General features: G+C 70.2%; 28 protein-coding genes. 19 read left to right on the forward strand and 9 right to left on the reverse strand.

Annotated elements, in window-relative coordinates; translation table 11 throughout:
* The first annotated feature begins 73 nt into the window (after window positions 1–73).
* From cmk to der, 3 genes are all read left to right on the forward strand, one after another.
* Window positions 74–763, forward strand: a complete 690-nt coding sequence (gene cmk / locus J8M50_RS15240; RefSeq protein ID WP_029183947.1) for a (d)CMP kinase — start codon at window positions 74–76, stop codon at window positions 761–763.
* Between the two features lie 136 nt (window positions 764–899).
* Window positions 900–1487 carry a lysophospholipid acyltransferase family protein gene (locus tag J8M50_RS15245; protein WP_050369057.1) on the forward strand — a complete coding sequence of 196 codons (588 nt, stop codon included), beginning with the start codon at window positions 900–902 and terminating at the stop codon, window positions 1485–1487.
* 53 nt (window positions 1488–1540) lie between these two features.
* Window positions 1541–3016, forward strand: a complete 1476-nt coding sequence (gene der, locus J8M50_RS15250; RefSeq protein ID WP_435032925.1) for a ribosome biogenesis GTPase Der — start codon at window positions 1541–1543, stop codon at window positions 3014–3016.
* 44 nt (window positions 3017–3060) lie between these two features.
* On the opposite strand, the gene J8M50_RS15255 is transcribed toward der, so the two are convergent.
* Both J8M50_RS15255 and J8M50_RS15260 read right to left on the reverse strand, forming a co-directional pair.
* The gene (locus J8M50_RS15255) at window positions 3061–3450 is read right to left on the reverse strand and encodes a hypothetical protein (RefSeq protein WP_010354411.1); all 390 of its coding nucleotides are present in this window, start codon (window positions 3448–3450) and stop codon (window positions 3061–3063) included.
* Window positions 3451–3512: 62 nt separating this feature from the next.
* Window positions 3513–4286 carry a DUF8842 C-terminal domain-containing protein gene (locus J8M50_RS15260; RefSeq protein WP_010354410.1) on the reverse strand — a complete coding sequence of 258 codons (774 nt, stop codon included), beginning with the start codon at window positions 4284–4286 and terminating at the stop codon, window positions 3513–3515.
* Window positions 4287–4808: 522 nt separating this feature from the next.
* On the opposite strand from J8M50_RS15260, the gene J8M50_RS15265 reads away from it, so the two are divergent.
* From J8M50_RS15265 to J8M50_RS15280, 4 genes are all read left to right on the forward strand, one after another.
* Window positions 4809–5519: a LysM peptidoglycan-binding domain-containing protein gene (locus J8M50_RS15265; RefSeq protein WP_029183946.1), complete on the forward strand. Its 711-nt coding sequence runs from the start codon at window positions 4809–4811 to the stop codon at window positions 5517–5519.
* Between the two features lie 116 nt (window positions 5520–5635).
* On the forward strand, window positions 5636–6187 hold the full coding sequence (locus J8M50_RS15270; protein WP_075661778.1) for a LysM peptidoglycan-binding domain-containing protein: 552 nt from the start codon (window positions 5636–5638) through the stop codon (window positions 6185–6187).
* 92 nt (window positions 6188–6279) lie between these two features.
* Window positions 6280–6765: an MTB12 C-terminal domain-containing protein gene (locus tag J8M50_RS15275; RefSeq protein WP_010354405.1), complete on the forward strand. Its 486-nt coding sequence runs from the start codon at window positions 6280–6282 to the stop codon at window positions 6763–6765.
* A 736-nt stretch (window positions 6766–7501) separates the two neighbouring features.
* Window positions 7502–7717, forward strand: coding sequence for an I78 family peptidase inhibitor (locus tag J8M50_RS15280; RefSeq protein WP_010354404.1), 216 nt, complete (start codon window positions 7502–7504; stop codon window positions 7715–7717).
* A gap of 88 nt (window positions 7718–7805) precedes the next feature.
* On the opposite strand, the gene J8M50_RS15285 is transcribed toward J8M50_RS15280, so the two are convergent.
* Window positions 7806–8822, reverse strand: a complete 1017-nt coding sequence (locus J8M50_RS15285) for a phosphatase PAP2 family protein (protein WP_029183944.1) — start codon at window positions 8820–8822, stop codon at window positions 7806–7808.
* Between the two features lie 239 nt (window positions 8823–9061).
* Window positions 9062–10345 carry a mannosyltransferase family protein gene (locus tag J8M50_RS15290; RefSeq protein WP_010354402.1) on the reverse strand — a complete coding sequence of 428 codons (1284 nt, stop codon included), beginning with the start codon at window positions 10343–10345 and terminating at the stop codon, window positions 9062–9064.
* Between the two features lie 220 nt (window positions 10346–10565).
* Between J8M50_RS15290 and J8M50_RS15295 the strand changes: the two genes are divergently transcribed.
* A complete protein-coding gene (locus tag J8M50_RS15295) occupies window positions 10566–12146 on the forward strand; it encodes an MFS transporter (RefSeq protein WP_010354401.1) in 1581 nt (526 codons plus the stop codon).
* A 344-nt stretch (window positions 12147–12490) separates the two neighbouring features.
* Window positions 12491–13663 carry an acyl-CoA dehydrogenase family protein gene (locus J8M50_RS15300; RefSeq protein ID WP_010354400.1) on the forward strand — a complete coding sequence of 391 codons (1173 nt, stop codon included), beginning with the start codon at window positions 12491–12493 and terminating at the stop codon, window positions 13661–13663.
* 47 nt (window positions 13664–13710) lie between these two features.
* Here the strand turns inward: J8M50_RS15300 and J8M50_RS15305 are convergent, their stop codons facing one another.
* Window positions 13711–14148, reverse strand: a complete 438-nt coding sequence (locus J8M50_RS15305) for a cell division protein SepF (RefSeq protein ID WP_010354399.1) — start codon at window positions 14146–14148, stop codon at window positions 13711–13713.
* Window positions 14149–14807: 659 nt separating this feature from the next.
* Here J8M50_RS15305 and J8M50_RS15310 point away from each other — a divergent pair.
* The 5 genes from J8M50_RS15310 (at window position 14808) to J8M50_RS49100 (ending at window position 21001) form a co-directional block, all read left to right on the forward strand.
* Window positions 14808–16574, forward strand: coding sequence for an FAD/NAD(P)-binding protein (locus J8M50_RS15310; protein ID WP_010354398.1), 1767 nt, complete (start codon window positions 14808–14810; stop codon window positions 16572–16574).
* Window positions 16571–17551 (forward strand): LLM class oxidoreductase, encoded by a 981-nt coding sequence (locus J8M50_RS15315; RefSeq protein ID WP_223786210.1) that lies wholly within the window; start codon window positions 16571–16573, stop codon window positions 17549–17551. Before J8M50_RS15310 ends, J8M50_RS15315 begins: the two co-directional genes overlap by 4 nt.
* A gap of 460 nt (window positions 17552–18011) precedes the next feature.
* Window positions 18012–18911, forward strand: coding sequence for a S1 family peptidase (locus tag J8M50_RS15320; RefSeq protein WP_010354396.1), 900 nt, complete (start codon window positions 18012–18014; stop codon window positions 18909–18911).
* 154 nt (window positions 18912–19065) lie between these two features.
* Window positions 19066–19866, forward strand: coding sequence for a slipin family protein (locus J8M50_RS15325; protein ID WP_010354395.1), 801 nt, complete (start codon window positions 19066–19068; stop codon window positions 19864–19866).
* A gap of 25 nt (window positions 19867–19891) precedes the next feature.
* Complete coding sequence (locus J8M50_RS49100; RefSeq protein WP_263303511.1) at window positions 19892–21001, forward strand: NADAR family protein; 1110 nt, start codon at window positions 19892–19894, stop codon at window positions 20999–21001.
* Here the strand turns inward: J8M50_RS49100 and J8M50_RS15335 are convergent.
* Window positions 20998–21372 carry a cupin domain-containing protein gene (locus J8M50_RS15335; protein ID WP_010354393.1) on the reverse strand — a complete coding sequence of 125 codons (375 nt, stop codon included), beginning with the start codon at window positions 21370–21372 and terminating at the stop codon, window positions 20998–21000. The genes J8M50_RS49100 and J8M50_RS15335 overlap by 4 nt on opposite strands.
* Before the next feature lie 126 nt (window positions 21373–21498).
* On the opposite strand from J8M50_RS15335, the gene J8M50_RS15340 reads away from it, so the two are divergent.
* From J8M50_RS15340 to J8M50_RS15350, 3 genes are all read left to right on the forward strand, one after another.
* Window positions 21499–21945, forward strand: coding sequence for a MarR family transcriptional regulator (locus J8M50_RS15340; RefSeq protein WP_010354392.1), 447 nt, complete (start codon window positions 21499–21501; stop codon window positions 21943–21945).
* A 174-nt stretch (window positions 21946–22119) separates the two neighbouring features.
* Window positions 22120–22986 (forward strand): esterase/lipase family protein, encoded by an 867-nt coding sequence (locus tag J8M50_RS15345; protein ID WP_010354391.1) that lies wholly within the window; start codon window positions 22120–22122, stop codon window positions 22984–22986.
* A 79-nt stretch (window positions 22987–23065) separates the two neighbouring features.
* Entirely contained in the window at window positions 23066–23515 is a 450-nt protein-coding gene (locus J8M50_RS15350) for a GNAT family N-acetyltransferase (RefSeq protein ID WP_010354390.1), read from the forward strand.
* Between the two features lies 1 nt (window position 23516).
* Here the strand turns inward: J8M50_RS15350 and J8M50_RS49105 are convergent, their stop codons facing one another.
* Complete coding sequence (locus J8M50_RS49105; RefSeq protein WP_010354389.1) at window positions 23517–23648, reverse strand: hypothetical protein; 132 nt, start codon at window positions 23646–23648, stop codon at window positions 23517–23519.
* A gap of 106 nt (window positions 23649–23754) precedes the next feature.
* On the opposite strand from J8M50_RS49105, the gene J8M50_RS15355 reads away from it, so the two are divergent.
* The gene (locus J8M50_RS15355; RefSeq protein WP_040836713.1) at window positions 23755–24369 is read left to right on the forward strand and encodes a class I SAM-dependent methyltransferase; all 615 of its coding nucleotides are present in this window, start codon (window positions 23755–23757) and stop codon (window positions 24367–24369) included.
* Between the two features lie 89 nt (window positions 24370–24458).
* Here the strand turns inward: J8M50_RS15355 and J8M50_RS15360 are convergent, their stop codons facing one another.
* A complete protein-coding gene (locus J8M50_RS15360; RefSeq protein ID WP_010354387.1) occupies window positions 24459–24956 on the reverse strand; it encodes a ribonuclease FAU-1 family protein in 498 nt (165 codons plus the stop codon).
* Complete coding sequence (locus J8M50_RS15365) at window positions 24937–25863, reverse strand: GNAT family N-acetyltransferase (RefSeq protein WP_029183943.1); 927 nt, start codon at window positions 25861–25863, stop codon at window positions 24937–24939. The genes J8M50_RS15360 and J8M50_RS15365 overlap by 20 nt, the downstream gene beginning before the upstream one ends.
* A gap of 82 nt (window positions 25864–25945) precedes the next feature.
* On the opposite strand from J8M50_RS15365, the gene J8M50_RS15370 reads away from it, so the two are divergent.
* Entirely contained in the window at window positions 25946–26317 is a 372-nt protein-coding gene (locus J8M50_RS15370) for a GntR family transcriptional regulator (protein WP_010354385.1), read from the forward strand.
* Window positions 26318–26351 lie beyond the last annotated feature (34 nt).

The raw sequence follows: 26351 nt of genomic DNA on the forward strand, positions 1-26351 counted from the left end.
TACGCAGTAACCTTGTGCGGGGCGTTCTTGTCGTCCCGGATCCCACCACCATGCACCAGGAAGGTGTCCCCCCGTGGAAAACGGCGCCGCTCAGCCTGTGATCGTTGCCATCGACGGTCCCTCCGGCACCGGGAAGTCGAGTACGTCGAAGGCTGTGGCCGGGGCACTTGGGCTTAGCTACCTGGACACCGGGGCCCAGTACCGGGCGATCACCTGGTGGATGGTGAGCAACGGGATCGACGTCGACGATGCCGAGGCCGTCGCCGCGGTCGCGGGGAAGCCGGAGATCCTTTCGGGGACCGACCCGGCCGCGCCCACGATCCAGGTCGACGGGGTGGACGTCGCCGGGCCCATCCGGACGCAGGACGTGACCTCCAAGGTCAGCGCCGTGAGCGCGGTGCCCGAGGTGCGTGCCCGGATCACCGAGTTGCAGCGGTCCATCGCCGCCGGCGCGGAGCAGGGGATCGTCGTCGAGGGCCGGGACATCGGGACGACCGTCCTGCCGGACGCCGACCTGAAGATCTTCCTCACCGCGTCCGCCGAGGCACGGGCCGCCCGCCGCAGCGGGGAGCTGGGGCAGGGCACCGACGTCGCCGCCACCCGCGAGGCGCTGGTCAAGCGGGACGCGGCGGACTCCAGCCGCAAGACCTCGCCGCTCGCCAAGGCGGACGACGCGGTCGAGGTGGACACCACGGAGCTGACGCTGACCCAGGTCATCGAGTGCGTCGTGACCCTCGTCGAGGAGAAGCGGGCGGGAAAGTGACGTGACCACACACCCCACCCGGTCCGCCTGGACGTCCCGGCTCACCCGGCGTCTCTCCGCGCCGGACACACCGGCCGCTCCCTCCGTACCCTCCGAGAAGGGTGCCGAGGTCGGCCGGCGGATCGGCGTAGGCCTCATGTACGGCTTCTGGAAACCCCGCGTGCTCGGGTCCTGGCGGGTCCCCGCCACCGGCCCCGTCATCTTCGCCGTCAACCACTCGCACAACATCGACGGCCCGATGGTGATGGGCGTGGCACCCAGGCCCACGCACTTCCTGATCAAGAAGGAAGCGTTCGTTGGTCCCCTGGACCCCTTCCTGCTGCGCATCGGCCAGCTGAAGGTGGACCGGGACTCGACCGACCGGGGCGCCGTCACCCAGGCGCTGGACGTCCTGAAGAACGGCGGCGTCCTGGGGATCTTCCCCGAGGGCAGCCGGGGTGAGGGAGACTTCGCGGCGCTGCGGGCGGGCCTCGCCTACTTCGCCGTACGCGGGAACGCGCTGATCGTCCCCGTGGCCGTCCTGGGAAGTTCCGAGCGGCAGGGGCGGTTGGTCAAGGGGCTGCCCCCGCTGCGCTCGCGCGTCGACGTCGTCTTCGGCGACCCCTTCGACGCGAGCGACGGAACGGGCCGCCGCACCCGCAAGGCCCTCGACGAGGCCACGGAACGCATCCAGAAGCAGCTCACCGCGCACCTGGAAAACGCGAAGCGCCTCACCGGGCGCTAAGCGACACTTAGTAGTGGACCGTCCCAATAACGGCCGGCCCACCGATCACCACGATGAACGAGGTACGGAACTTCATGAACGACGACAACCACTCCGAGCACGGAGCGCTCGGTGACACCGAGTACGCGGAGTTCATGGAGCTCGCGGCGGAAGAGGGCTTCGACGTCGAGGACGTCGAGGGGGCCATCGACGAGGCGGGGCACGGACCGCTTCCGGTGCTGGCCGTGGTCGGGCGGCCGAACGTCGGCAAGTCGACGCTCGTCAACCGGATCATCGGACGGCGCGAGGCCGTCGTGGAGGACAAGCCGGGGGTGACCCGGGACCGCGTGACGTACGAGGCCGAGTGGGCCGGGCGGCGGTTCAAGGTCGTCGACACCGGCGGCTGGGAGCAGGACGTCCTCGGCATCGACGCGTCCGTGGCCGCGCAGGCGGAGTACGCGATCGAGGCGGCCGACGCGGTCGTCTTCGTCGTGGACGCCAAGGTCGGCGCGACGGACACCGACGAGGCCGTCGTACGGCTGCTGCGCAAGGCCGGGAAGCCGGTCGTGCTGTGCGCCAACAAGGTGGACGGGCAGAGCGGCGAGGCGGACGCCTCGTACCTGTGGGCGCTGGGTCTCGGCGAGCCGCACCCGGTCTCCGCGCTGCACGGCCGGGGCACCGGCGACATGCTGGACTCCGTCCTGGAGGCGCTCCCGGAGGCGCCGGAGCAGTCCTTCGGCACGGCCGTCGGCGGTCCCCGGCGGATCGCGCTGATCGGCCGCCCGAACGTCGGCAAGTCCTCGCTGCTGAACATGGTGGCCAACGAGGACCGCGTCGTCGTCAACGAGATCGCGGGCACGACCCGTGACCCGGTCGACGAGCTGATCGAACTCGGCGGCGTGGTCTGGAAGTTCATCGACACCGCCGGTATCCGCAAGCGGGTCCACCTCCAGCAGGGCGCCGACTACTACGCCTCGCTGCGCACCGCCGCCGCCGTCGAGAAGGCCGAGGTGGCCGTCATCCTGATCGACGCCGCCGACTCCATCTCCGTGCAGGACCAGCGGATCGTCACGATGGCCGTCGAGGCGGGCCGCGCGATCGTCGTCGCGTACAACAAGTGGGACTCGCTCGACGAGGAGCGCCGCTACTACCTGGAGCGGGAGATCGAGACGGAGCTGGGCCAGGTCGCCTGGGCGCCGCGCGTGAACGTCTCGGCGCGCACCGGGCGGCACATGGAGAAGCTCGTCCCGGCGATCGAGACGGCGCTGGCGGGCTGGGAGACGCGCGTGCCGACCGGCCGGCTGAACGCGTTCCTCGGCGGGCTGGTCTCCGCGCACCCGCACCCGATCCGCGGCGGGAAGCAGCCCCGCATCCTCTTCGGCACCCAGGCCGGCACCAAGCCGCCGCGCTTCGTGCTCTTCGCCTCCGGCTTCATCGAGGCGGGCTACCGGCGCTTCATCGAACGCCGTCTGCGCGAGGAGTTCGGCTTCGAGGGCACGCCGATCCATATCTCGGTGCGCGTGCGCGAGAAGCGCGGCAAGAAGAAGTAAGCGGTTACAGAAAAAGGGGCGGCTCCGTCGGGAGCCGCCCCTTTTCAGTACCCCCGGCGCGGGCCCGGCGGCAGCGCGGGGAGGTTCTGCGTCCCCTGGTACTGGTACGGCTGCTGCTGCCCCAGCGTCCCCACCCGCTGCCACTGCCCCTGCTGCCGCGCGCTCTGCGCCCCCGCGCTGTAGGCGCTGTACGTGCCGGTGTGCGACCCCGCGTACCCCCCGGCGTACCCGACGCTGTGTCCGGGCCCGCCCCCGAACGCCGTGAACCCCAGCTCCTCCTCCCCGCTCCGGTCGCCCGGCAGCGCCCGGAAGGACTTGACGTACTCGGTGTAGAGCGCGTCGTAGATCGGGGTGGCCGACTGCGGGTCCTGTCCGGGGCGGGCGGGCGGGATCGCGGCGTAGGACGGCCACCGGGAAGAGTCGTATGTGTGCACGTCAGTTCAAACGACCCGGGTGGGCAAGGGATGCGGTGCGACTGGTGTGACCGCAGTGAGGGTCACGTGCCCGCGAGGGGCAGGGCCGCGGCCACCAGGCGGCCGTTCGCGGCGGCCTTGTCGAGGGCGTCCCTCAGCAGGTCCTCGCGGGGCTGGCGGCCGATGGAGCCGACCGGGGCCGCGAACATCAGCACCTGCTGGTGTTTGTTGGCGGCGGCCCGCCAGCCGTCGGTGACCTGGAGCGGCTGGTGCGCCTGCCACCAGGCCGCCGGCTGGGCGCCGTGCGGGCCGGGCTGGAGGATCGCGTGCAGCTGGCCGACGGCGAGCAGCACCGACCAGCCGTGCCGTACCGGCGGCACCTCGGTGATCTGGCCGACCGGCAGGAAGCCCTGCTCGACGAGGAGCGGCAGGAAGTCGTCCCCGGAGCCGGTGGAGCCGGGGCGCGCGATCGGCGCGGTCGGCTCGACGACCAGCGCGGGGTGCAACTCCCCGGCGATCAGCAGGAGTCCGCTCGTCACCCCGAGCACCGCCTGCTCCGGTACGGCCTTGGCGGGCTCAGGGGCGCTGCCGATGGAGCGGACGGCGCCCTGGAGCTGTTCCTCCGTCACCTGGACGACCTGGGAGGGCAGGCAGCCGGCGTGGGCGAAGGCGAGGACGGCGGTCTCGTCCCCGATGAACAGGACGGTGCTGGTGCGCTCGTGCTCGGAGTCGCCCGGGGTGCGGCAGGACGTGCAGTCGTAACTGCCCGGGGCGTTGTCTCCGGTGAGCAGCCGGTCGGCTTCTTCGTCGCCGATCTCGGTGCGTACCTCGTCGCTGACGTCGAGCATGCGCGGCACGGGGGCTCCCTCGGGATGCGGTGCTGTGGCGGGCCGGGTGGGTCCCCGGCTCATTCAGACTCAACGGGCGAGCTGTGGTGGGAGTCACGCACCTGGGAGGACTGAACCGAGCCACCTGACGCGGTCGGTCACTTTGAGTCGCGATTCGAACACTCATGGTCAAGTAACGGGCGGGTTACGGGCCTTGGTTCCGTGAGGTGACTCACAGGGCGCTCTGGTTCATGGTCGACAGATCACGAAATGGTGGGATGTAAAGGCTGTTCAATCCTCTTCATTACCCCTGGTAACTCCCAACTGGCCTGCGGAAACAGGGGGTTGGTTGCTAACGCCTCGTCAGGCCTCCTAGATTCCTCCGCCGGTGCACCGAGCACCACCCGGAACCTGTGCGGCAACCGCGCTGGGACAGACAGCGCGCCGATGCATCACGTCGGCGCACAGGGGGCGGAACGCGATATCGGCGTCCATGCGCGGATAGCGTCCCGCTCGTCAGGGGGAAATCCGGGTCCGTAGAGAGGGAACTTCATGTCCGAGTGTGCCGATAACACCCGCCGCGCCCGTACGACCGCTGTCCTTGCCGGGGCAGTGCTCCTCGCCCCCCTCGGTCTGCTGGCCACGAGCGGCAACGCCGCCGCGGCCGACAGCGGGGTGTGGGACAGGATCGCCAAGTGCGAGAGCGGCGGCAACTGGCACATCAACACCGGCAACGGCTACTACGGGGGACTCCAGTTCTCCGCCTCCACATGGCGTGCCTACGGCGGGAGCGCGTACGCGTCCACCGCCGACCAGGCGTCCCGGGAGCAGCAGATAGCTGTCGCCAGCAAGGTGCAGCGCGGGCAGGGCTGGGGTGCCTGGCCCGTGTGCTCGTCCCGTGCCGGGGCCTACGGCAGTGCGCCGTCCAACTCCGGGTCGGGGTCGGGGTCTTCGGGTTCCGGGTCGGCCAACTCCGGCTCCGGGTCTTCGGGTTCCGGGTCGGTGAAGAAGTACAAGAGCGAGAACTCGTACAAGAAGAGCTCCACCGGCGGGAGTTCGCGCGAGAACTCGGCTCCCGAGAGGTCCTCGCGCGGGACCCTCCGGGCGACGCCGGGCGCGAACTACACCGTCCGCGCCGGTGACACGCTCAGCGGCATCGCCGAGCGCAACGGCACGACCTGGGGTCGGCTGTACTCGGCCAACAAGGCCGCCATCGGGGGAAACCCCGACCTGATCATGCCGGGGCAGCGGCTGCTCGTCTGAGCCGTCGCCCGAGCGTCCGGGACCGGGTCCCATCCGGTGAGCCGACCGGGTGGGACCCCCGCCGTTGTGTGGCGCGGCTGGGGGAGGGGTACGGGGGTGCTGTCTACGGTGACGCGATGTTTCTCGTGCCTCTGCTGACGGCCCTGCTGCCGCTCCTCGTCGCTCCGTCGCCCGCGCCGGTCCCCTACGACTGCGCCCGCGATCAGTGGCCCTGGGCCTGTGTCGCCGAGTGCGAGAGCGGGGGGCGTTGGGACGCGAACACCGGCAACGGGTATTACGGCGGGCTCCAGTTCTGGGCGCCGACCTGGAAGGAGTTCGGGGGGCTCTCGTACGCCCCTCGCGCCGACCTCGCTTCCCGGGAGCAGCAAATCGCTGTCGCGCAGGAGGTGTTGGCGCTCCAAGGGTGGGAGGCGTGGCCCGCGTGCTCCGAGCGGTACCGGCTCCAGGGGCGCATGTACATCGTGAAGTCCGGGGACACGCTCTCCGGGATCGCCGCCAAGTACCGTGTCGCGGGCGGGTGGAGGGCGCTGTACCGGGCCAACAAGGATGTGGTGGGCGCGTATCCGGACCGGCTCAACCCCGGTACGTTCCTCGTGCTCCCCGGGTCCGGGGCCAGGGAACGGCCGACGGCCGTCTTCGGGCCGCCGCTGGCGCAGGTGCCGGTTTGATCTCGCTGTGGTTCAAGTGGCTGTCGTACAACGGCAATTGACTGCAAGATGCCTTCTGGCAGGCCGACGTCGACACATGGTGGTGCAATCAGATGGCTCTCCGGAACGGCACGCTGCGGGTGGCAGGGGTGGCCGCGCTTCTCCTCACACTCGCCGCGTGCAGCCACGACCCCGACGACAAGCTGCCCCGCTTCACCCCGTCGCCGTCCCCCTCCTCGTCCCGGCCCACGGCTCCCGCCGACACGGCCGCCGCGGAACAGTCCATCCGCGCCGCCTGGACGAAGTTCTTCGCCCCCAAGACGTCCCTCAAGGAGAGACAGTCCTTGCTGGAGAACGGCAAGCTCCTCGCGGGGGTCCTCCGGACGTACGACGCGTCCGCGGGCGGCGCCGACGTCAAGGAGATCCGGTTCGCTTCGGACAAGCGGGCGTTGGTGACGTACACGCTGCCGGGCACGGCCTCGGACGCGACGGGCACGGCTGTTGAGCAGGCGGGGGCGTGGAAGATCTCGGCGAACACGTTGTGCGCGCTGCCGAAGTCGACGCCGACGGGGACTCCGTCGGGGGCGCCGGTGTGCTGAGCGGATGTTTCCGGGCGGGGGCGCCCGGGGCGCGTCGGGTTCGGGTGTGTTGCTGCTGAAGGCATGTCCTCCGGCGTGGTGTCGCCGCGCCTCGGCCGTGCCGGTAGACCCGGCCGGCCCGGCGCCGGTGCGGTCGCGGTCCGGGCGAGGGGCGGGGGCGAGGGGTGGGGGCGCCCGTCGTCAGCCTGCGCGTGTCGGGGGCGCGGGCCCGTGATCCACAGGTCGAGCCCGACGCCGGGTGAGTGGGCGGAGCTGTTGAGGGGCGCGTAGGCGGACCGCCCGAACGTGGCAGGCCTGTCGGTGTCGACGATCTGGAGCCCGCGCCGGGCGAGTTCGGCCCGCATCGGCAGGGCCGTCACCCCGCCCGCCCGCCCCGGCCGTACGGCCGCCGCCACGGTCCGCCTCCTCACCGCCCGCTCCCCGGAACCCGGCATGATGCCCGCTCCGACCGGGGGCGTGTGCGGGAGTTGTGTATTTCCCATGGCTCGTCAGATCACCGCACCGGCGCCGGAAGGAGAATGCGCCAGACGGCCGGAAACTAATTGAGGAGCGGATTTTCAGGGGCGCGTCCGAGCCTGCGGCAATTGCGTTCGAATACGTGTGTAACTCGGCCGGAACCGCTCGTACGTGTGACGGACCGGGACCGAAACACGCCCCGTGATCCTGTGACTGAAGTGTGACCAGAAGCGGGAACCCGGGCTTCACGCGGCGCGATCGGTGGGCCTAGCGTGGCGCCATGGCATCGATTCCCCCTCCCGCCGAGGAGCCCCAGGACAACCCCGAGGACTACGTCGGCCTCACGGCCGAGGACGCCGAACAGCGCGCCCGGCAACGGGGCTGGCCGACCGTCAGGTCCCTGCCGCCCGGCGCGATCATCACCATGGAGTACCGGGTGGGCCGCCTCAACTTCGAGGTCCGCGACAACCATGTGACCCGCGCCTGGAAGGGCTGAGACGCCGTACGACGACGGCGCCGGCCCAGTTTCCGAACTGGGCCGGCGCCGTCGTCGTAGGGCTCCGGGGTGTGCGTACCGGTGTCTCTCAGGTGCCGGGGCGGGCGGCCGAGGCCGTCGTGCCGCGGGGCAGCCGGTCGGCGTGCGGGGGGCGGCGGCTGCCGATCGGGGTGACCGGGGTGCGCTCGGCGCGTGTGGTGTGCGGGCCGGGTGCGAGGTAGGCCGGGGCTCTCGGCGGGCGCGGGATCGGGGCCTTCTCCAGGTCGACGACCTTGCGGGGGGCCGCCAGCGAGACGGGCACGGTGACCGGCGCGGCGGGTAGGGGTACGGGCACGGGCGCGGCGCTGCGGCGGTCGCGCAGGCGGTCGCGCAGGTCCAGGATTCCGGCCTCGGCGCGGGCGATCAGGGGCTCGCACCAGGGGAGCGCGAGCAAGATCAGCAGTCCGGCGGCCCAGCCGAGCACGACGTCGCTCAGCCAGTGCGTACCGAGGTAGACGGTGGTCAGGCCGACCCCCAGCGACACCAGCGCGGAGCCGGCGGACAGCCAGCGGCGGGCTCTCGGCGTGGACGCCAGATACGCCAGGATCCCCCAGGTCACGACCGCGTTGGCGGTGTGGCCGCTGGGGAATATATCGCCGCCCAGGCCCATCTCGTTCGAGCCGACGGTCGTCGCGTAGTGGGGTCCGAGGCGGCCCATGCCGATCTTCGCGGCGCCGACCGTGATGTTCAGCAGCAGCAGCGAGGCGCCGAGCGTGAGCAGCGGGCGCAGGGTGTGCTGGCGCCACGAACGCCAGCCGAGCCAGGCCGCGACCATCACCGCCGTCGGGCCGCGCTGGCCGAGGACGACGTAGTAGTCGAGGAACGCGTGGATGGACGGCCACTGCTGGTACGGCCGGAAGAACATGACCTGCCAGTCGAACCGGACCAGCCACGAGGTCGTCACCACGAGCCAGACGATCGCGAGGTAGAAGGCCAGGGTCGCGGACAGCAGTGCGACCCGGTGCCGGCTCATCCGCGGGAAAACGATGTGGGCCGGGCGTTCGGGCTCCCGGTCCAGTCTCGCGAACACCCGGTCCAGACGGGTGAGGTTTCGTTCGGTACGCACCCAATCGACGTTACAGCGAGTGAGGTCTCTTCCCCCGCGAATCCACGGCTTTGTGATGACGATGTGATGTGGGATTGCTCTCAGGATGCCGTTTATTCCCCCTCAATCCGAAATCGGCGGCCGTTCGTACCTTCATTTCCTTTGATCAATCGAGGTGCGAGTTTCGGCGGAGTTATGAATGAGTTCGACCGGCGGTAGTCGGGAATTAACGGTGTCCGCGAAAAGCGATCATGGCGGGGTCAGGGCGGCCCCGAGCCGTTCAGCCACCAGGCCCCGTACACCGCCGACGCCACCGCCGCGCCGCCCACCACCAGCGCCGACCGCGCCGTACGCGACCTGGCCAGCGCCAGCGCGAACGGCAGCAGGACCGGGAACGCGGGCATCAGCAGACGCGGCTTCGAGCCGAAGTAGCTCGACGCGCACAGCGCGAGGGCGAGGACGGCACCGGCGTACACGAGCACGGGCAGCGGCTGGCGCTGCCGTACGCAGACGGCGTACAGGCGCAGCAGCAGGGTCACCCCCGCGATCAGTGCCAGGCCCGCGAGGGCGCCGGGCGGGGAGGTGAACTTCTCGGCGACGAAGCGGGCGAAGGCGTAGCCGCCGTCGAAGCCGTTGCGCCAGCCCGCCTGGACGTCGAGATAGCCGAGCGGGCCGTCGCCGGTGCGGTGCCCGACCCACAGGACGTAGCCGAGCGAGCCGAGCGGCGCGAGCAGGAGCCCCAGGGCGCGTGCCGGGTTCCACGCGCCGGTGGGTGTCCCCGCGCGCGGGGGCGGGGCGGGTACGGAGGTGTCGGGGGCGCGCGCCGCCTCCTGCGCGCCGGTTGCGGGCGCCGTGCCGCCGGGTGACACGGACGAGTGAACGGGCTCGCCGGAGGAACCCGGGCCGGGCGCGGTCCGTTCTCGGAGCAGGGAGGCCAGCCCGGCCGCCCACACCGCCGCCACCACCGCGAGACCCACCGGGCGGGTCAGACCGGCCAGCGACGCGAGCACGCCCGCCGTGACCCACCGGCCGGTCAGGACGGCGTACAGCGCCCAGGCGGCGAGCGCGGTGAACAACGACTCGCTGTACGCCATCGACTGCACGATTCCGACCGGGAGCACCGCCCACACCAGCACCGCGTACACCGCCGCGCGGGCGCCGTACACATGGTCCGCGACCGCGAAGACGCCCCAGGCCGCGGCGAGGGAGGAGAGGAGGGAGACGGTGAAACCCGCGTCGGCGTACGACAGCGGGGTCAGTGAGTGGAGGAGGCGCTCCAGCCAGGGGAGGAGGGGGAAGAACGCCAGGTTGGAGTGGACGTCGCCGTTCGGGAGGCGGACCTCGTAGCCGTACCCCTGCTCGGCCACGCGGACGTACCACAACGAATCCCAGCGTGCCGTCAACAACGTGTACGCGCTCTTGTCCCTCGCGGCGCTCCAGATCGCCAGCACCACCAGGCCCAGGGCACGGACCGCCGCGTATCCCAGCAGGGCCGGGGCCGCCCGGCGCAGGGTCGGGGGGACGCGTGCCGCTGTCTCGATCATGGGCTCGATTATCAGGGGGGTGTGGACGAGTGGTGTACGCCACATGGGTTGCAGGTGGCGTCTGAGAGGTCCGCCACGTGCTCGGTGGGCGAACTCGCGTACGCTGCGATGCACTCGCCGTTCGTCTGCGTGGGCCGGGGACACCGCTCCTCTCCGGCCGAGTCCTGGGAGTCCCCGCCCAGTGAATCCGCCGGACGTGCGAATCAGCTGGGAGGTACGCATGTCCGGGACCGTGACGGCTACAGCCATGCGTGGACGCTCCGCCGAGCGGGCCGGGGGGCAGCGGTGGGTCGTGCTCGTCGTGTTGTGCGTGAGTCTGTTGCTGGTCGCCGTCGACGCGACCGTTCTGCATGTGGCTGTGCCTGCCGTCACCGAGGATCTCAAGCCCGGGGCCATCGAGCTGCTGTGGATCGTCGATACGTATCCGCTGGTCTGTGCTTCTCTGCTCATTCTTTTCGGGACCCTGGGGGACAAGGTCGGGCGGCGGCGGGTGCTGTTGCTCGGGTACGCGTTGTTCGGGGTGGCCTCCGGGCTTGCCGCCTTCGCCGGGAGTGCGCAGGTGTTGATCCTTGCGCGGGCTCTGCTTGGTGTTGGTGGGGCGATGATCATGCCGGCGACGTTGTCGATTCTTCGGCAGGTGTTTCCCGATCGGCGGGAGCGGGCGCTGGCCATAGGGATCTGGAGTGCGGTTGCCGCCGTCGGGGCTGCGGCGGGGCCCCTGCTCGGGGGGTTCCTGCTCGAACACTTCTGGTGGGGGTCCGTTTTTCTCGTCAACATTCCGTTGATGCTGGTCAGTCTGCCCGTCGGGCGGTGGTTGCTGCCCGAGTCCAAGGGGGAGAGTCGTGGGCCCTGGGATGTCGTCGGGGCGCTCATGGCTGCCGCCGGGTTGTTCTGTGCTGTTCTTGGGGTCAAGCAGCTCGGTGGTGGGGAGTTCGGGGGGCTGACCTTTGTGCCGCTCGTTCTTGGGGGTGGGTTGCTCGTTCTCTTTGTGCGGCGGCAGCGGCGGCGGGAGTGTCCGCTTGTCGATCTGCGGATGTTTGCTCGGCCCGCGTTCGGGACCGCTGTGTTGTGCATCGTGCTGGCCATGCTGGCGCTGGTGGGGCTGGAGTTGATCGCCGCGCAGTATTTGCAGCTGGTGCTCGGGCTTTCGCCGCTTCAGACCGGGTTGCGGTTGTTGCCTCTGACCATCGCGGCGATGGCTGCGGGGCTTGCTGGGGCTCGGTTGTTGCGGCGGGTTGGGCCTCGGCGGATGGTGTGCGGGGGGTTCGTGTTGACCGCCGTCGCTGTTCTGACGCTTACCGGGATGGGGGGATCTGACAACGTCGGGTTGTTGCTCGGGGGGTTCGTGTTGCTGGGGTTCGGGTTGGAGACGACCCTGTTCGCCGCGTATGAGTCGATGTTGAGTGAGGCTCCTGCTGAGCAGGCGGGTGGGGCTGCGGCTGTGGGGGAGACGTCGTATCAGCTGGGGGCGGGGATCGGGATCGCGTTGCTCGGGAGCGTGATGAATGCCGCCTACAAGCCGGGGGTTGTGGGGGTGGTGGGGGTGCCTGCGGAGGCTTCTGTTGCTGCTGGGCATTCGTTGGGGGAGGCGTATGACGTTGCTGGGGAGATCGGGGGGCCTGCGGGAGGGGTGTTGCGGCGGGTGGCTCGGGAGTCGTTCGTGCATGGGTTGCATGTGACGTTGTTGGTCAGTGCGGGGTTGTTGTTGCTGGGGGCGGTTATGGCGTTGCGGTTGCCGCGGGTTATGCAGGTTGAGGTGCCTGGGCCTCGGGGGGCTTGCCCACCCGCGCGCCGCCCGTGACTGTTTGTTGAGGGGTGGGCGTTTCCTGTGGGGGTGGGGCGCCGTTGGCGGCTGGGGGGTGTGTGGGTGGTTCGGGGGGTGTGGGGGTGGGTTGCTGGTTGGTGCCGGGTGCGGGTTGTTTGTGGCTGGGCGCGCAGTTCCCCGCGCCCCTGGGGTGGGGGCAGGCGCCTGCGTTGATAGGTCCCGTTCGTTTTCTCCCCTGGGCTCCCCTCGGCTCCTCGGCTCCCTCAGCTCCTCAACTTTCCCGTCGTCGTGGGTTCCCTCCCGAGGGGTTGTTGGGGTGGGACTGTGGGGCGTAGGTTCCGGGGTGGTGTGTAACTAGCGGTGCTAGTTTTGGAGGAGATGTGGGAACGTTCGACGCTGGTGATCTGCTCGGGATCGATGAGCTGTTGTCGCCCGAGGATCTTGCTGTGCGGGAGACCGTGCGGCGGTGGGTGGGGGATCGGGTTTTGCCCGGGGTTGCGGGGTGGTACGAGGCGGGGGAGTTGCCTGATGTGCGGGGGTTGGCCCTGGAGTTGGGGGGGATTGGGGCCCTTGGGATGTCTCTTCAGGGGTATGGGTGTGCGGGGGCCAGTGCTGTGCAGTATGGGTTGGCTTGTCTGGAGTTGGAGGCTGGGGATTCTGGGGTTCGGTCGCTTGTTTCTGTGCAGGGGTCCCTTGCCATGTATGCCATCTATCGGTTTGGGAGCGAGGATCAGAAGAGCGAGTGGCTGCCTCGGATGGCTGCGGGGGAGGTCATCGGGTGCTTCGGGCTTACCGAGCCCGATCACGGGTCCGATCCCGGGTCCATGCGGACCTACGCCAAGCGTGATGGGGGCGACTGGGTTCTCAACGGGCGGAAGATGTGGATCACCAATGGGTCCGTCGCCGGGGTCGCCGTCGTGTGGGCGCAGACCGAGGGTGGGGTCCGGGGGTTCGTCGTGCCTACCGATGTCGCCGGGTTCTCCGCGCCTGAGATCAAGCACAAGTGGTCGCTTCGGGCGTCCGTGACCAGTGAACTGGTGCTGGATGATGTGCGGTTGCCCGGAGATGCCGTGTTGCCCGACGTTGTGGGGCTCAAGGGGCCGCTCGGCTGTCTGTCGCATGCCCGGTACGGGATCGTGTGGGGCGCGATGGGAGCGGCTCGGGCCTGTTTCGAGGCGGCCGTCGAATACGCCAAGACCCGGGAGCAGTTCGGGAAGCCGATCGGCGCGTTCCAGCTCACGCAGGCCAAACTCGCCGACATGGCGGTCGAGTTGCACAAGGGGGTGCTGCTCGCGCATCACCTGGGCCGGCGGATGGACGCGGGACGGCTCCGGCCCGAACAGGTCAGCTTCGGCAAGCTCAACAACGTACGCGAAGCCATCGAGATCTGCCGTACGTCGCGGACGATCCTCGGCGCCAACGGGATCTCGCTGGAGTACCCGGTGATGCGGCACGCGACGAACCTGGAGTCGGTGCTGACGTACGAAGGCACCGTGGAGATGCATCAGTTGGTGCTGGGCAAGGCGCTCACCGGACTCGACGCCTTCCGCTGACCCCCGGACCTGAACCCCAGGGGGCAGGGCCGGTGAGCGGCCCTGCCTCAGCTCTGGTTGAAGAAACCGTCCGTGCGGTGGCCGCCGGGGTCGCCGTTGACGATCTCGGTGTTGGCCGGGGTCAGCAGGAACACGCGCGTGGAGACGCGCTCGATCGAACCGCGCAGGCCGAAGATGAGCCCGGCGGCGAAGTCGACGACGCGCTTGGCGTCGGCGGCCTCCATCGCCGTCAGGTTCATGATCACGGGCACGCCCTCGCGGAACAGTTCGCCGATCGCTCGGGCGTCCCGGAAGCTGTCCGGGGTGACCGTGCCGATCCGGCGGCCTTTCTCCTCGGCCGTGTCCGTGGCGACCTTGACCCGAGGGTCGGTGACCCAGGCTTCGCCGGAGTCGGTCCCCTCGGAGTAGTCGTCGTCGTAGTAACGCTCGTCGTCGTTGTCGTCGACGAGGCCAAGCCAAGCGCTCGCCTTGCGCACCGATCCCATGGACGCCTCCTCTCACAGCGGTCTTGCTTGCTATCCGCAGGACCCATGGTCGTCCATGATGCGGATGTCGCGCCAAGTGGATAGACGCCGCGCGGGGGGTTTGTGACGGTACTGGTGCACAGCCGATTCGTCGAGAGTCCAAGTGCCCCAAGGGTCGTAACGTGTACGGCTGCTGACTGAGAGTGAAATACGATTCTTTGTGGCGGACGGGTGACAAGCGGTGCGTATGGGTGAACGGATGCGACCGTTCGGGCTCGACGCGGGCTGATTGTCAGTCTGCGTACGGATGCTGACCGAGCGTCAGGAGGGTGTGCGGGGTGAGGGGAGGCGCACGTGTGAAGGCGGGGAGGAAGGCATCGGCGAAGCTGTGGGGCAGGTGGCGGTCAGCTCAACAGGAACAGGACCACACGCGACCGAAGTCGATGTGGGAGCGGGTGACCAGCCACAGCTGCGGATGCATGGGGTAAGTGGAACAGGTCTCCGGATACGAGTCAACCGACCTGAGACGAAGCGCCCACAGTGTGGACGGCCTTGACAGCTGGGGGAAACGCGGTCGTACCCTCGGGGTGCGGTCCTGCTGAGGGGCTCGGCCGCGTCGCCGCTCCGTGTGAAGGCAACCGCCACCCCCTGCCCGGGGGACTTCCGCCACGGAGCCTGCCATGTCTTCGTCTTCCCTGTCTTCGTCTTCCCTTGTCATCGTCGGGGCCGGACCCCGAGGGGCCGGGCTGATCGAACGCATCGCCGCCAACGCGCCTGAGCTGTACGACGGTTCGGGCCTCGACATCCACCTCGTCGATCCGCATCCGCCGGGCGCGGGCCGCATATGGCGTGCCGCGCAGTCGCCGTTGCTGTGGATGAACTCCCATGCCGAGGACGTCACGATGTTCACGGACGAGACGGTGAGCATGGAGGGGCCGGTGCGGGAGGGGCCGACGCTGCATGAGTGGGCGGGGGTGGAGGGGGGTACGTTCGCTGATCGGCAGCTTCAGGGGCGGTATTTGGGGTGGTTCTATGAGGAGGCGGTTGCCGCGTTGCCGGTGGGGGTGCGGGTGCATCGGCATGTGGGGCGGGCGGTGCGGGTTGTTGGGGCGTGGGATGGGCGGCAGGAGGTGTGGCTCGAAGGTGGGCGTGATGTTCTCCACGCCGACCTCGTCGTCCTCGCCCTCGGGCATCTCGACGCCGAACTCGACGACGAGCAGCGTGCGTTGGCCTCGTACGCCTCGCGGCACGGGCTTGTTCATCTGCCGCCCGACTTCACCGCCGACAGTGATCTGTCCGCGCTCGAACCCGGCGCGCCCGTGCTCGTGCGGGGGTTCGGGCTTGCGTTCGTCGATCTGATGGTGCTGCTCACCGAGGGGCGGGGCGGGCGGTACGAGGGTGAGGTGTACGTGCCGTCGGGGCGGGAGCCGGTGCTGTACGTGGGGTCGCGGCGAGGTGTGCCGTACCGGTCGAAGATCGGGTACGAGTTCACCGGTGAGCGCCCGCCGCTGCCCCGGTTCCTCGGGCCCGGCGAGATCGACGAACTCCTCGCCAGGGAGGGCGGGTTCGACTACCGGCGGGACGTGTGGTCGCTGGTGGAGAAGGAGTTGGGGTTCGCGCACTACCACCGGCTGTTCTCCGCGCACCCCGAGCGGACGGCGATGGGCTGGGCCGACTTCGAGGAGAAGTACGCGGCGGGGAGCGGGGCGGACCTGCGGGCGCTGGTCGCCGAGGCCGTGCCCGATCCCCGGGATCGGCTCGATCTGGCGGTGCTGGACCGGCCGTTGGAGGGGGCGCGGTACGGGTCGGCGGAGGAGTTCCAGGACGGATTGCGGGCGTACATCGAGGCGGATCTGACGCGACGTCACGATGACGCGTACAGCGCCGACTTGGCCGTCTTCCTCGGACTCCTCTCCGTGTACGGCCAGTTGATACGCCTCGGGGGTCAAGTCCCCGCCTCCTGGCACGGGTTCTTCAGCTACCTCGCGTCCGGGCCGCCGGGACCTCGGCTGCGGCAGATGCTCGCGCTGTCCCGGGCGGGGGTGCTGAGGTTCGTCGGCGGGGAGATGGAGGTGCGCGCCGAGGACGGGGTGTTCCGGGCGTCAAGTCCCAACGTCCCCGGGGCTGTTGTGGAGGCTCGGGCGCTCGTCGAGGCGCGGTTGCCGGAGGCGTCCGTGGGGCGGGCGCTGGATCCGCTGCTGCGGGGGCTCGCCGAGGAGGGGGTGGGGGAGACCGACGCCGGGCTGCTGCGGGTGGACGCGCGGGACGGGCGGGTGCTCGACGCGGACGGGCGCGCGCATCCTCGGCGGTTCGCGCTCGGACCGTATACGGACGCGCGTACGCCGGGGGCGTTCACGCGGCCCCGGACCGGGGGGCCGGCGTTCCGGCAGAACGATGCGACGGCTCGGGCGGTGCTTGAGTTTCTGCGCGGGGAGGGTGCGCGGTGAGCGCGTCCTGGGGGTTGCCGCATCTCGCCGCCGCCGTGGATGTGCCCGAGGGGGAGGACTGTGCGGAGTTGGTGGGGCTGGCCGAGCGGGGTGGGCTGGACTTCGTGACGCTCGGGGGTGCGGGGGATGTGGTGGGGGTGCTGGCGGAGGCGGCTGCGGTGACTCGGCGGGTGGGGTTGGTGGCGATGTCCGTCGAGGGGGCGGGGGTGGTCGGGCTGGATCGGGTGAGTGGGGGGAGGGGTGGGGGGTTGGTGTCGGCGGAGGGTTGTGGGAGCGGTTACTTCGGGTTTTCTGGGGCGTTTTCTGGGGCTGGGGCTGGGGCTGGGGCTGGGGCTGGGGCTGGGGCTGGGGCTGGGGCCGGGGCCGGGGTGGCCGGTGCCGGTGCCGGTGCTGGGGCGTTCGCGGAGGCAGGTGTGTTTTCGGGGGCGGGTGCCTTTCCTGAGGCGCGTGTGGCTTCGGGGAGCGGCGTTTCTTCGGGCGCCTGTCCGCTGCGTGTCGTCGATGCCGGTGATCCCGCCGTGTGGGGCTTCGCCGCGCGGTATGGCGATGTCGCGCTCGTGCGCGTCGCGGGGGCCGGGGAGGCGCGGGCCGTGCGGGAGCGGCTGCGGGCGCTCGCCGGGGAGGCGGGGCGGGACCCGGACGCGCTGCGGGTGCTGGCCGCGCTGGTGATCGACCTCGGGGACGGGGAGCGGGCCGCCGTACCCGGGCACGGTGGGGGCGGGCCGAGGGCGAGTGCGCGGGGGCCGTCGTACCGGGGCGGGCCCGTGGATCTCGCGGAGCTGATCGCCGGGTGGTACCGGGAGGGGGCCGTCGACGGGTTCCATCTGACGCCGGTCGAGCCGCGCCGGGATCTGGAGCGGCTGGTCAACGGGACGGTCGCGCTGCTTCAACACCGGGGGTTGTTCCGGACGTTCTACCCCGGGGCGACTTTGCGCGAGCACTTGGGGCTGGGGCGGCCCGTCCAGGCGTCGCGGTGAAGTCGCGGGGAGCGGTGGGGAGTTCGCGGAAGGGGTTGTTCCGGGGGGTGTTTTCGGCCGTCCCCCGGGGACGCGCAGGTGTGGGGCGTGACCCGGGTAGATGTGCGCCGGGGGCAGTCGGGTCGGGGCCGGTGGCGGGTGGGTGCGGGGGTGTGCTTCAACTGGGAGTTGGGGGTTCTGGGGAACCAATGGGGGCCCCTCACCGTCGTACAGAAGACGAAGTTGGCCTGAAACAGCTCATACCTCACAGTCTCAACTCCGGTTCTCGGCCGAAAGATGCTCTTGCGTGCGGCGAGCGGTCGGGGGGCTCTTGCGCCGACCGTCCGTTCGGCCGAATACTCCATCCTCAGCGCTTGCCGGGGCATCCATCCCTGGTTTCACGGGCGGAATCCGGCCCTGGCTGCGCCTCACGGGCCCCGACCCCACGCGGGCCCCCTGGCTTCCCGGGAGGGAACGAAAAGTGAGGAACAAGCGCACCACCCCCACCACCCACAAGAGACGCACCCGCATGGTCGCCCTCGCGGCCGGGTTCGTCGCCGCCGCCGGCTTCGCCGTCCCCACCGCGAACGCCGCCGACGCGCATACGTTCAGCGCCTCCGAACTCAGCGGCGTCAACAGCTCGGTGCTGAAGTCCGACATCCCGGGCACCGCCTGGGCCGTCGACGCGGCCACCAACCGGGTGGTCGTCACCGTCGACAGCACGGTCTCCGCGGCGGAGATCGCGCAGCTCAAGAAGGACGCGGGCAGCAAGGCCGGCGCCCTCACGATCAAGCACACGCCCGGCAAGTTCAACAAGCTCATCGCCGGTGGCGACGCCATCTACGGTGGCGGCTACCGCTGTTCGCTCGGCTTCAACGTCGTCAGCGGCAGCACGTACTACTTCCTCACCGCCGGTCACTGCGGCGAGGTCGCGTCGACCTGGTACTCCAACTCCGGCCAGTCGACCGTGCTCGGTTCGAACGTCAGCTACAGCTTCCCGACCAACGACTACGCGCTGGTCCGGTACACCAACACCTCGGTGACCAAGTCCGGGACCGCGGGGAACACGGACATCACCAGCGCGGGTACGCCGAGCGTCGGCACCACGGTCTACCGTGACGGCTCGACCACCGGTATCCACAGCGGCCGGGTGACGGCCCTCAACGCGACCGTCAACTACGGTGGCGGCGACGTCGTCTACGGCATGATCCAGACCAACGTCTGCGCCGAGGGCGGCGACTCCGGTGGCCCGCTGTACTCGACCAGCGGGATCGCCTACGGGCTGACCTCGGGCGGCAGCGGGAACTGCTCCTCCGGCGGGACGACGTTCTTCCAGCCGGTGGTCGAGGCGCTCAACGCGTACGGCGTGAGCGTGTTCTGACCTACCGTCAGTGATTCTGCCCGAGTGCACCGGGCCGAGCGCTCCGAGTCCCCGTACGCAACCGGCGTGCGGGGGCTCCCCCTTGTACGCGGGGCGGGTTACCGTCGAGGGAGCCCCTGGACGCAGGTCTGACGCACGGAGGGCGGTGGCCGTTGTGGTCGAGGAACTGGTGGCGGTGGGAGCGGGGTTGGTGACCGCCGGGGTCGTGTACGCGACCGCTGCCGCGCGGGTCGTCAAGCAGTACGAGCGGGGGGTGGTGTTCCGGCTCGGGAAGCTGCGGCCGGATGTGCGGGGGCCGGGGCTGACGATGATCATTCCCGGTGTCGACAGGCTCCGTAAGGTGAACATGCAGATCGTCACGATGCCGGTGCCCGGGCAGGAGGGGATCACCCGGGACAACGTGACCGTGCGGGTCGACGCGGTCGTGTACTTCAAGGTGACGGCGCCCGCCGAGGCGATCGTCCGGGTCGAGGACTACCGGTTCGCCGTGTCGCAGATGGCGCAGACGTCGTTGCGGTCCATCATCGGCAAGAGCGACCTCGACGATCTCCTCTCCGACCGCGAAAAGCTCAATCAGGGGCTGGAGTTGATGATCGACAGCCCTGCCGTCGAGTGGGGCGTCTCCATCGATCGCGTCGAGATCAAGGACGTGTCCCTGCCCGAGACGATGAAGCGGTCCATGGCCCGCCAGGCCGAGGCGGACCGCGAGCGGCGGGCACGGGTCATCAACGCGGACGCGGAGTTGCAGGCGTCGAAGAAACTCGCCGAGGCGGCCCAGGAGATGGCGGACACACCGGCCGCGCTGCAACTCCGGTTGCTCCAGACGGTGGTTGCCGTCGCGGCGGAGAAGAACTCGACGCTTGTGCTGCCGTTTCCGGTGGAGTTGCTGCGGTTCCTGGAACGGGCGACGCCGCCGGCGCAGTTGCCTCCGGAGAGCGGGGGGAAGGCGTCGTAGCAGGCTTGGTGGCTGGGGTTTGTGCATGGCTTGGCAGCGGCCCACGTATCGGGTGGTGGACGGGGAGCGGGTTCCCGGTGCGTGGTGTCATGTGTGGCGGCGGGAGTTGATGGGGGAGAGGTGCTTCGTCGACGATCTGATCGTGTACGCCGATGGGGTCGTCGTGTGTGGGGAGGCGACCGAACTCGCCGGGCTGGAGCGGTGGTTGATGGATGGGCGGGTGGCCCTCACGGAACCGGGAGCGCCGGTTCGGGTCGAGCCGGCTCGGGAGTGGGGCAGGCGGCGGTGGGGCGAGGCGCGTACGGTCGACAGCTTTCTGCTCGAAGTCGCCGATCTCGTCGAGGAGTTGGCCGGGCGGGCCACCGCCGTGATGCGGTGTTCCGATGCGATCCGGCGGTTCTGCGCGACACCCGACGACGACAGCCGGGGGCTTCTTCGGGAGGCGTATCTGGCGATCCCCGCTCATCGGCGGATCTTCTGCCTTGGTGACATGGACCGGCTGGACCGGCCGTTGCGGGTGTTGTTCACCGAGGTGGGGGTGCGGGTGGACGGGGACGGGCCGGTGGTGACGGACGAGATGCATCGGGGGGTGTTGGAGTATCTGCGGGCGGGGGTCGCGGCGGAGGGCAAGGCCGTTGTGTACGCGGACGATCCCGTTGCGGGGGTGGGGGCGTTGGTTGAGGTATCCGAGGGGGTGTATCCCGGCGGGTGGCCCGAGTGGTCGGGGCTGTTCGTGTTGCGCAACGACTATCCGGCGCCGGTGGAGTACGGGGGAGTCGTCTATCCGACCGTCCTGCACGGGTATTGGGCTCTTTCCGCGGCGGACCCCGTCGATCGTGCGGCTATCCGGGGTGCCCGCGACGGTCGCGGGGCTCGGGAGGCGGGTGGTCGTGCCGTACGGCGAGCGGACTGGGGTGCGGTCCGACTCGCCGTCATGGCGGGGTTGTTGCGGGCCAAGTTCGAGCAACATCCCTCGCTGGCCGAGGTGTTGGTGGGGACCGGGGGTGCGGTGATTCGTTACACCGGGTTCTCGGACTCGCTGTACTGGCGGGACGCGGGGAGTGCGGGCGGGCGTAACTGGGTTGGGCGGTTGCTGGAGTTGGTGCGGGCGGAAGTGGTGGTGGGGAGGGGTTAGTTGGCCCACGGGGGTGTGACTTCTGTGCCGTCCGTGAGCTTTGCTGTGAGGCCGATCGAGGTGGTGACCCAGGTCAACGCCGTGTGGTCGGTGGGGTTCTCGATGGTCAGGGTGGAGTCGGCGTTGACGATCAGGGTGTCGCCGGGGGCGAGGTGGGTGGTTTCGGTGTCGAGGGTGATCCGGAGGGTGCCGGTGAGGAGGTGGAGGATCTCCTCGTGGGTGACGGTGTGGGCGGGGGCCTTGGTGCGGGGCGGGATCTCGGCTCGCCAGGCGGCCAGTTGGCGGCTGCCGGTGCGGGGAGTGGCGTAGGAGACGAAGCAGGCGCCGTGGAGTTCGTGGGTGGTGGCTTCGGCGGCTCGGACGATTGGCATGGGGCTCCGATTCTCTGTGAACACGGCGGTCGGGTACGTGAGTTGAGGTGATGGTCAAGCTGCTTGACCTTTCCTGGACATGGTCAAGCTCCTTGACCTTCTCGTCAAGGGTGTTTCAATGCGGGCGTGGAGAACTCCGATGCGCTCGCCCTGTCCGCCGTTCTGCTCGCCGCCGCCGGGGAGTTGACGCGGCGTATTCATGAAGGCGTGGTTGCGCGGGGGTTCGAGGGGGTGCGGCCTGTGCATGGGTTCGCGTTCGCGCGGATCGCGGGCGAGGGGGCCAGCGTGGGGGAGTTGGCGGGACACCTGGGGGTGACCAAGCAGGCCGCCAGTCAGATGGTGGAGGAGCTGGTGCGGAAGGGGTACGTGGAGCGACGGGGGCGGGGTGGGGACGGGCGGGTGCGGGTCGTGGTGCTGACCGCGTTGGGGTGGGCGTGTACTCGGGCCGCCGAGGAGGCTGCCGCGGAGGTGGTGCGGGAGTGGGGGATCGTGGTGGGGGAAGGGGAGTTGCGGGGGGTGTGGGAGAAGTTGGGGAGGGTTGTGGGGGGTGGCGTGGTGCGGCCTGTTTGGTGAGGGGGTGGCTTGGGGGGTTGTGTGGATGGGGGAGTCTCCTAGTTTTTACCGACGCGTAACTTCCCAGTTCGGCTACTCGTCCGTAACTTGAAGAGTGAACAGCATCCTCGTGATCCGGATCACAGGGCTTAGTGCCGTTGCACCTCCCCCCTTGAGCCGCAAGGAGATCGATCGATGCTGCACTGGAGACGCCTGCTCAGACCTCTGACAGCGCTGTTGCTGGCGGCTGTTGCCGCTACCGTTCCCGCGTCCGCCGCGCATGCCGAGTCGTCGTCCGCCGTCAGCAGCGGCTGGAATGATTACTCGTGCAAGCCGTCCGCCGCGCATCCCCGGCCGATCGTGCTCGTCCACGGGACGCTCGCCAACTCCGTGGACAACTGGCTCGGTCTCGGCCCCTATCTCGTCGGCCGTGACTACTGTGTCTTCGCCCTGGACTACGGCCAGTTGGAGGGCGTACCGCTGATCCACGGGCTCGGGCCGATCGACAAGTCGGCCGAGGAGTTGGCCGCGTACGTCGACAAGGTCCTCGCCGCGACCGGCGCCGCGAAAGTGGATCTCGTCGGGCACTCCCAGGGCGGGATGATGCCCCGGTACTACCTCAAGTTCCTCGGTGGCGCGGCGAAGGTGAACTCCCTCGTCGCGATCTCGCCCAGCAATCGGGGGACGACGCTCAGCGGGCTGACCAACCTGCTCCCCTACTTCCCCGGCGCCCGCGAGTGGCTCGACCTCAGCACGCCGGCGCTCGCGCAGCAGATCGTCGGGTCGGACTTCCTGACGAAGCTGAACGCGGGCGGCGACACGGTTCCCGGCGTCAAGTACACCGTGATCGCCACGAAGTACGACGAGGTTGTCACCCCCTACCAGTCCCAGTTCCTGACCGGTGCCAATGTCAGGAACGTCCTCATCCAGGACCTCTGCCCCCTCGACCTCTCCGAACACGCCCTCATCGGCCTCACGGACCGCATCGCGTTCCACGAGGTCGCGAACGCGCTGGACCCGGCGCGGGCGAAGCCGACGACCTGCGCATCGGTCTTCAGCTGACATGCACCTGACCTTCGAAGGGTCGCCGTCCTCGGGGCGGCGGCCCTTCGGGGTTTTGGGGGCCGGTACGGTCCGGGGCATGGGGCACAGCGAGATCAGAGCGGCCGTCGCCGCCGACGTACCGGCCGTACGGACCGTGACGGACGCGGCGTACCGGCCGTACATCGCACGTATCGGGGTCGTACCCCAACCGATGGAGGCGGACCACGCGGCGGACGTCGACGCCGGGCGGGTGTTCGTCGTGGGGGAGCCGGTCGTCGGGGTCGTAGTACTTCGGGACTACGACGACCATCTGTTCCTCGACAGCATCGCCGTGCATCCGGACGCCCACGGGCAGGGCCTCGGGGGGAGGCTGCTGCGGTTCGTGGACGCGCGGGCGCGGGCAGCGGGGCTCGGTGAGGTCAGGCTCTACACCAACGCGCTGATGTGGGAGAACCAGGAGATCTACCCGAGGTACGGGTACGAGGTCGTGGAGCGGCGGACGGACGGGGTCTACGACCGGGTCCACTACCGCAAGCGGCTCGTGTGATTCACGTCTCCGGCCACCAGGTGCGGGCGATGTCCTTGCGGATCTCGGGGCGGGTGGCGGGGGTGGGATCGGGGGTTTCCCGGGAGCGGGGAGTCTGCTTTTTCAGCGGTTTCTGGAGGGTTGTGCGGCGCATGGGGCCTCCTTCGGGGGCCGCCTGGTCCGTGGGTGCGGGGCGGGCCCTTTGGGGGAGGGTGGCTCATCGGAGGCCCGTTGTCAGTGGCGGGTGTCACTCTGGGGGCATGAGTGATCGACATGGTGGTGCGGTGGCGGGCGGGGTCGACTGGGATCTCGCCGCGGGGTCCTTCGACGAGGAGGCGGATCACGGGCTGCGGGATCCCGCCGTCCGGCGGGCGTGGGGCGAGCGGATGGATACGTGGCTGCCGGCCACCCCTTCCGACGTGCTCGACCTCGGGTGCGGGACGGGGAGCCTGTCGCTCCTCGCGGCGGAACGGGGCCACCGGGTGACCGGCGTCGACCGCTCCTCGGCGATGCTCGAACTGGCCCGCACCAAGCTGGCTGCCTACGACGCCGGGTTCCTGCTGGGGGACGCCCAGGAGCCACCCGTCGGGGACGCGCGGTTCGACGTCGTCCTCGTACGGCACGTGCTGTGGGCGCTGCCGGACCCCGCGCGGGCGCTCGCGCGCTGGCGGGGGCTGCTGCGGGAGGGCGGGCGGATGGTGCTGGTGGAGGGCGTGTGGGGGTCGGTCACGCCGGTGGGGATTCCGGCGGAGCGGGTGGTGGAGCTGGTGGAGAGGGGTGGGGGGAGTGCTCGGGTGGAGCGGCTGGACGGGGACGACCGGCTGTGGGGTGGTGCTGTGGATGATGTGCGGTACGTGGTGGTGGCGGTGGGGTGAGAGGGGGCTGGGGAGGGGCGGTACGGGTGTTGCCGGGGCGGGCCTCGGGCGTTTGGCGGCGGGGGGCGCCGCCGTATCCGTCCCTCCCCCTACGCCAGCAGCCCCTCCAACCCGCCCGTCCGCCTCGCGTACCCCTCCAGCTCGTCCAGCGCTGCTGTTGCCGCCTTCGCCGCCTCCGGGTCGCGGTCCCGCAGGCCGCTTTCCTCGAACTCGTCCTCGTCCAGGCGGCGTACGTCCGTGCCGGAGGCGTTGCGCCAGAGGTCCAGGTCGAGGTCCTCCACCGTGAGGGTGAGGTCCGTGCGGACGGCGGGGCGGGTGATGTCGCAGTACCAGCCCTTGAGGGTGCCGGTGGAGGTGCGTACCTCCTTGATCGCGTACCAGCGGTCGCGCCAGTAGTGCTCGGTGAAGACGTCGCCCGGTTCGAAGCGGACGAAGCCGAAGTCCCGGGTGCCGGTGCCGGCCCAGGGGGCGCGGACGGTGATGTGGGTGCCGTCGTCGGAGAGGAGGGTCGCGGGGTAGCGGATTTTCGTGCGGCCCGCCTTGAGGAGGACCACTTCCAGGGACGGGTCAGACGAGGTCGCGGACATGGCGTACCTCCGTCGCGCAGATCTCGTACCCGAAGCCCTTGTTGATCGCGAGCATGGGCGCGTTGTCCGTGTCGTTGCCGGTGAAGGCGACCGTGCAGCCGGCCTCGCGGGCGCGGTGCAGGGAGGCGGTCTTGGCGAGTTTCGCGAGGCCCTGGCCCCGGTGCGCGCGGGCCGTGCCGGTCATGGCCGTGTGGTAGCGGCCGGCGCCGTCGGTGTGGGCGACGCTCAGCGCGACGGGGCGGCCGTCGACGACGACCACGCTCGTCAGGGCGCGGTTCAGGTGGGGGTGGCGCCAGTTCTCCTCGACCCACGCCTCGTAGTCCGTGAACTCGGTGCCCACGTCGCCGGGTTCGTCGGAGGTGACCTCCGCGTCGAGCTCGAACAGGGGGCGCGGGTCGGCGGCGTAGTCGGCGGCCGTCCGCAGTTCGACGCCCTCGGGGACGGACGGCGCGGTGAGGTCCGCGGTCGTCAGGTCCAGGCGCAGGAAGTGGGCCGAGCGGCTGGGGCGGTAGCCGGCGCGCTCGGCGTACGCGAGGTTGCGGGGGGCGTCCAGGACCCAGGCGTACAGGTGGGTGGCGCCGAGGCCGGACAGGTACTCCTCCGCGGTCTCGCGCAGGGCCGTACCCGCGCCCCGGCCCTCGTACGCGGGGTCGACGTACACGTTCAGGTTGCCCTTGCCGGGCTCCGGCGCGTCGTGCGCCAGGCTGATCTGGGCGGTGCCGGCGAGCACGCCGTCCACCTCGGCGACGAGCCTGCGGACGCGGGCGTCCGGGTGGCTGTGCGTGATGTCGTGGGCCACCGAGGCGGGGGTGAACAGGAGGTACGGGAGGGCGGCGTCGCGGACCCGGCAGAAGGCTTCGGGGTCGGCGGGCACGTCCAGGCGGAGATCTCGCACAGTGATGGTCATATATGCGGAGGTTAGGGCGGGGGGCGCGGGAGGTGCCTCCCATTTTCCGGCGAGGGGTGCGCGGGTGCGGAAGAATCGGGGGGTGACCTTGACGATCGACATCATCGACGGCCCCGCGCCCTACGAGCAGGTGCGTACGCAGATCTCCGAGCAGGCGCGGACGGGGGCCCTGCCGGTGGGGTACCGGCTCCCCACGGTCCGCGCGCTCGCCGATTCCCTCGGCCTCGCGCCCAACACGGTCGCCAAGGCGTACCGGGCGCTGGAGTCGGACGGGGTGATCGAGACGCGGGGGCGCAATGGGACGTACGTCGCCGCTGCGGGGGATGCGGCGGAGCGGGAGCTGGCGGCTGCGGCGCAGGCGTATGTGGAGCGGGCTCGGCGGTTGGGGTTCGGGGAGGAGGCGGTGGCGGGGGCTGTGGGGGAGGCGGTGCGGGCGGTGTTCGGGGAGGGGTGAGGGGTATGGCGTGAGGGGTACATCGCGAGAGGTA

The sequence above is a fragment of the Streptomyces acidiscabies genome (assembly GCF_020010905.1).
Taxonomy (GTDB): Bacteria; Actinomycetota; Actinomycetes; order Streptomycetales; family Streptomycetaceae; genus Streptomyces; species Streptomyces acidiscabies.

What these genes read in the sequence shown, in the direction of transcription:
- J8M50_RS15245 (WP_050369057.1), top strand. Translation starts at nt 900, where the DNA reads ATGTACGGCTTCTGGAAACCCCGCGTGCTCGGGTCCTGGCGGGTCCCC.
- der (WP_435032925.1), top strand. Translation starts at nt 1,541, where the DNA reads ATGAACGAGGTACGGAACTTCATGAACGACGACAACCACTCCGAGCAC.
- J8M50_RS15265 (WP_029183946.1), top strand. Translation starts at nt 4,809, where the DNA reads ATGTCCGAGTGTGCCGATAACACCCGCCGCGCCCGTACGACCGCTGTC.
- J8M50_RS15270 (WP_075661778.1), top strand. Translation starts at nt 5,636, where the DNA reads ATGTTTCTCGTGCCTCTGCTGACGGCCCTGCTGCCGCTCCTCGTCGCT.
- J8M50_RS15275 (WP_010354405.1), top strand. Translation starts at nt 6,280, where the DNA reads ATGGCTCTCCGGAACGGCACGCTGCGGGTGGCAGGGGTGGCCGCGCTT.
- J8M50_RS15280 (WP_010354404.1), top strand. Translation starts at nt 7,502, where the DNA reads ATGGCATCGATTCCCCCTCCCGCCGAGGAGCCCCAGGACAACCCCGAG.
- J8M50_RS15290 (WP_010354402.1), bottom strand. Translation starts at nt 10,345, where the DNA reads ATGATCGAGACAGCGGCACGCGTCCCCCCGACCCTGCGCCGGGCGGCC.
- J8M50_RS15295 (WP_010354401.1), top strand. Translation starts at nt 10,566, where the DNA reads ATGTCCGGGACCGTGACGGCTACAGCCATGCGTGGACGCTCCGCCGAG.
- J8M50_RS15305 (WP_010354399.1), bottom strand. Translation starts at nt 14,148, where the DNA reads ATGGGATCGGTGCGCAAGGCGAGCGCTTGGCTTGGCCTCGTCGACGAC.
- J8M50_RS15310 (WP_010354398.1), top strand. Translation starts at nt 14,808, where the DNA reads ATGTCTTCGTCTTCCCTGTCTTCGTCTTCCCTTGTCATCGTCGGGGCC.
- J8M50_RS49100 (WP_263303511.1), top strand. Translation starts at nt 19,892, where the DNA reads ATGGCTTGGCAGCGGCCCACGTATCGGGTGGTGGACGGGGAGCGGGTT.
- J8M50_RS15335 (WP_010354393.1), bottom strand. Translation starts at nt 21,372, where the DNA reads ATGCCAATCGTCCGAGCCGCCGAAGCCACCACCCACGAACTCCACGGC.
- J8M50_RS15345 (WP_010354391.1), top strand. Translation starts at nt 22,120, where the DNA reads ATGCTGCACTGGAGACGCCTGCTCAGACCTCTGACAGCGCTGTTGCTG.
- J8M50_RS15350 (WP_010354390.1), top strand. Translation starts at nt 23,066, where the DNA reads ATGGGGCACAGCGAGATCAGAGCGGCCGTCGCCGCCGACGTACCGGCC.
- J8M50_RS49105 (WP_010354389.1), bottom strand. Translation starts at nt 23,648, where the DNA reads ATGCGCCGCACAACCCTCCAGAAACCGCTGAAAAAGCAGACTCCCCGC.
- J8M50_RS15355 (WP_040836713.1), top strand. Translation starts at nt 23,755, where the DNA reads ATGAGTGATCGACATGGTGGTGCGGTGGCGGGCGGGGTCGACTGGGAT.
- J8M50_RS15360 (WP_010354387.1), bottom strand. Translation starts at nt 24,956, where the DNA reads ATGTCCGCGACCTCGTCTGACCCGTCCCTGGAAGTGGTCCTCCTCAAG.
- J8M50_RS15365 (WP_029183943.1), bottom strand. Translation starts at nt 25,863, where the DNA reads ATGACCATCACTGTGCGAGATCTCCGCCTGGACGTGCCCGCCGACCCC.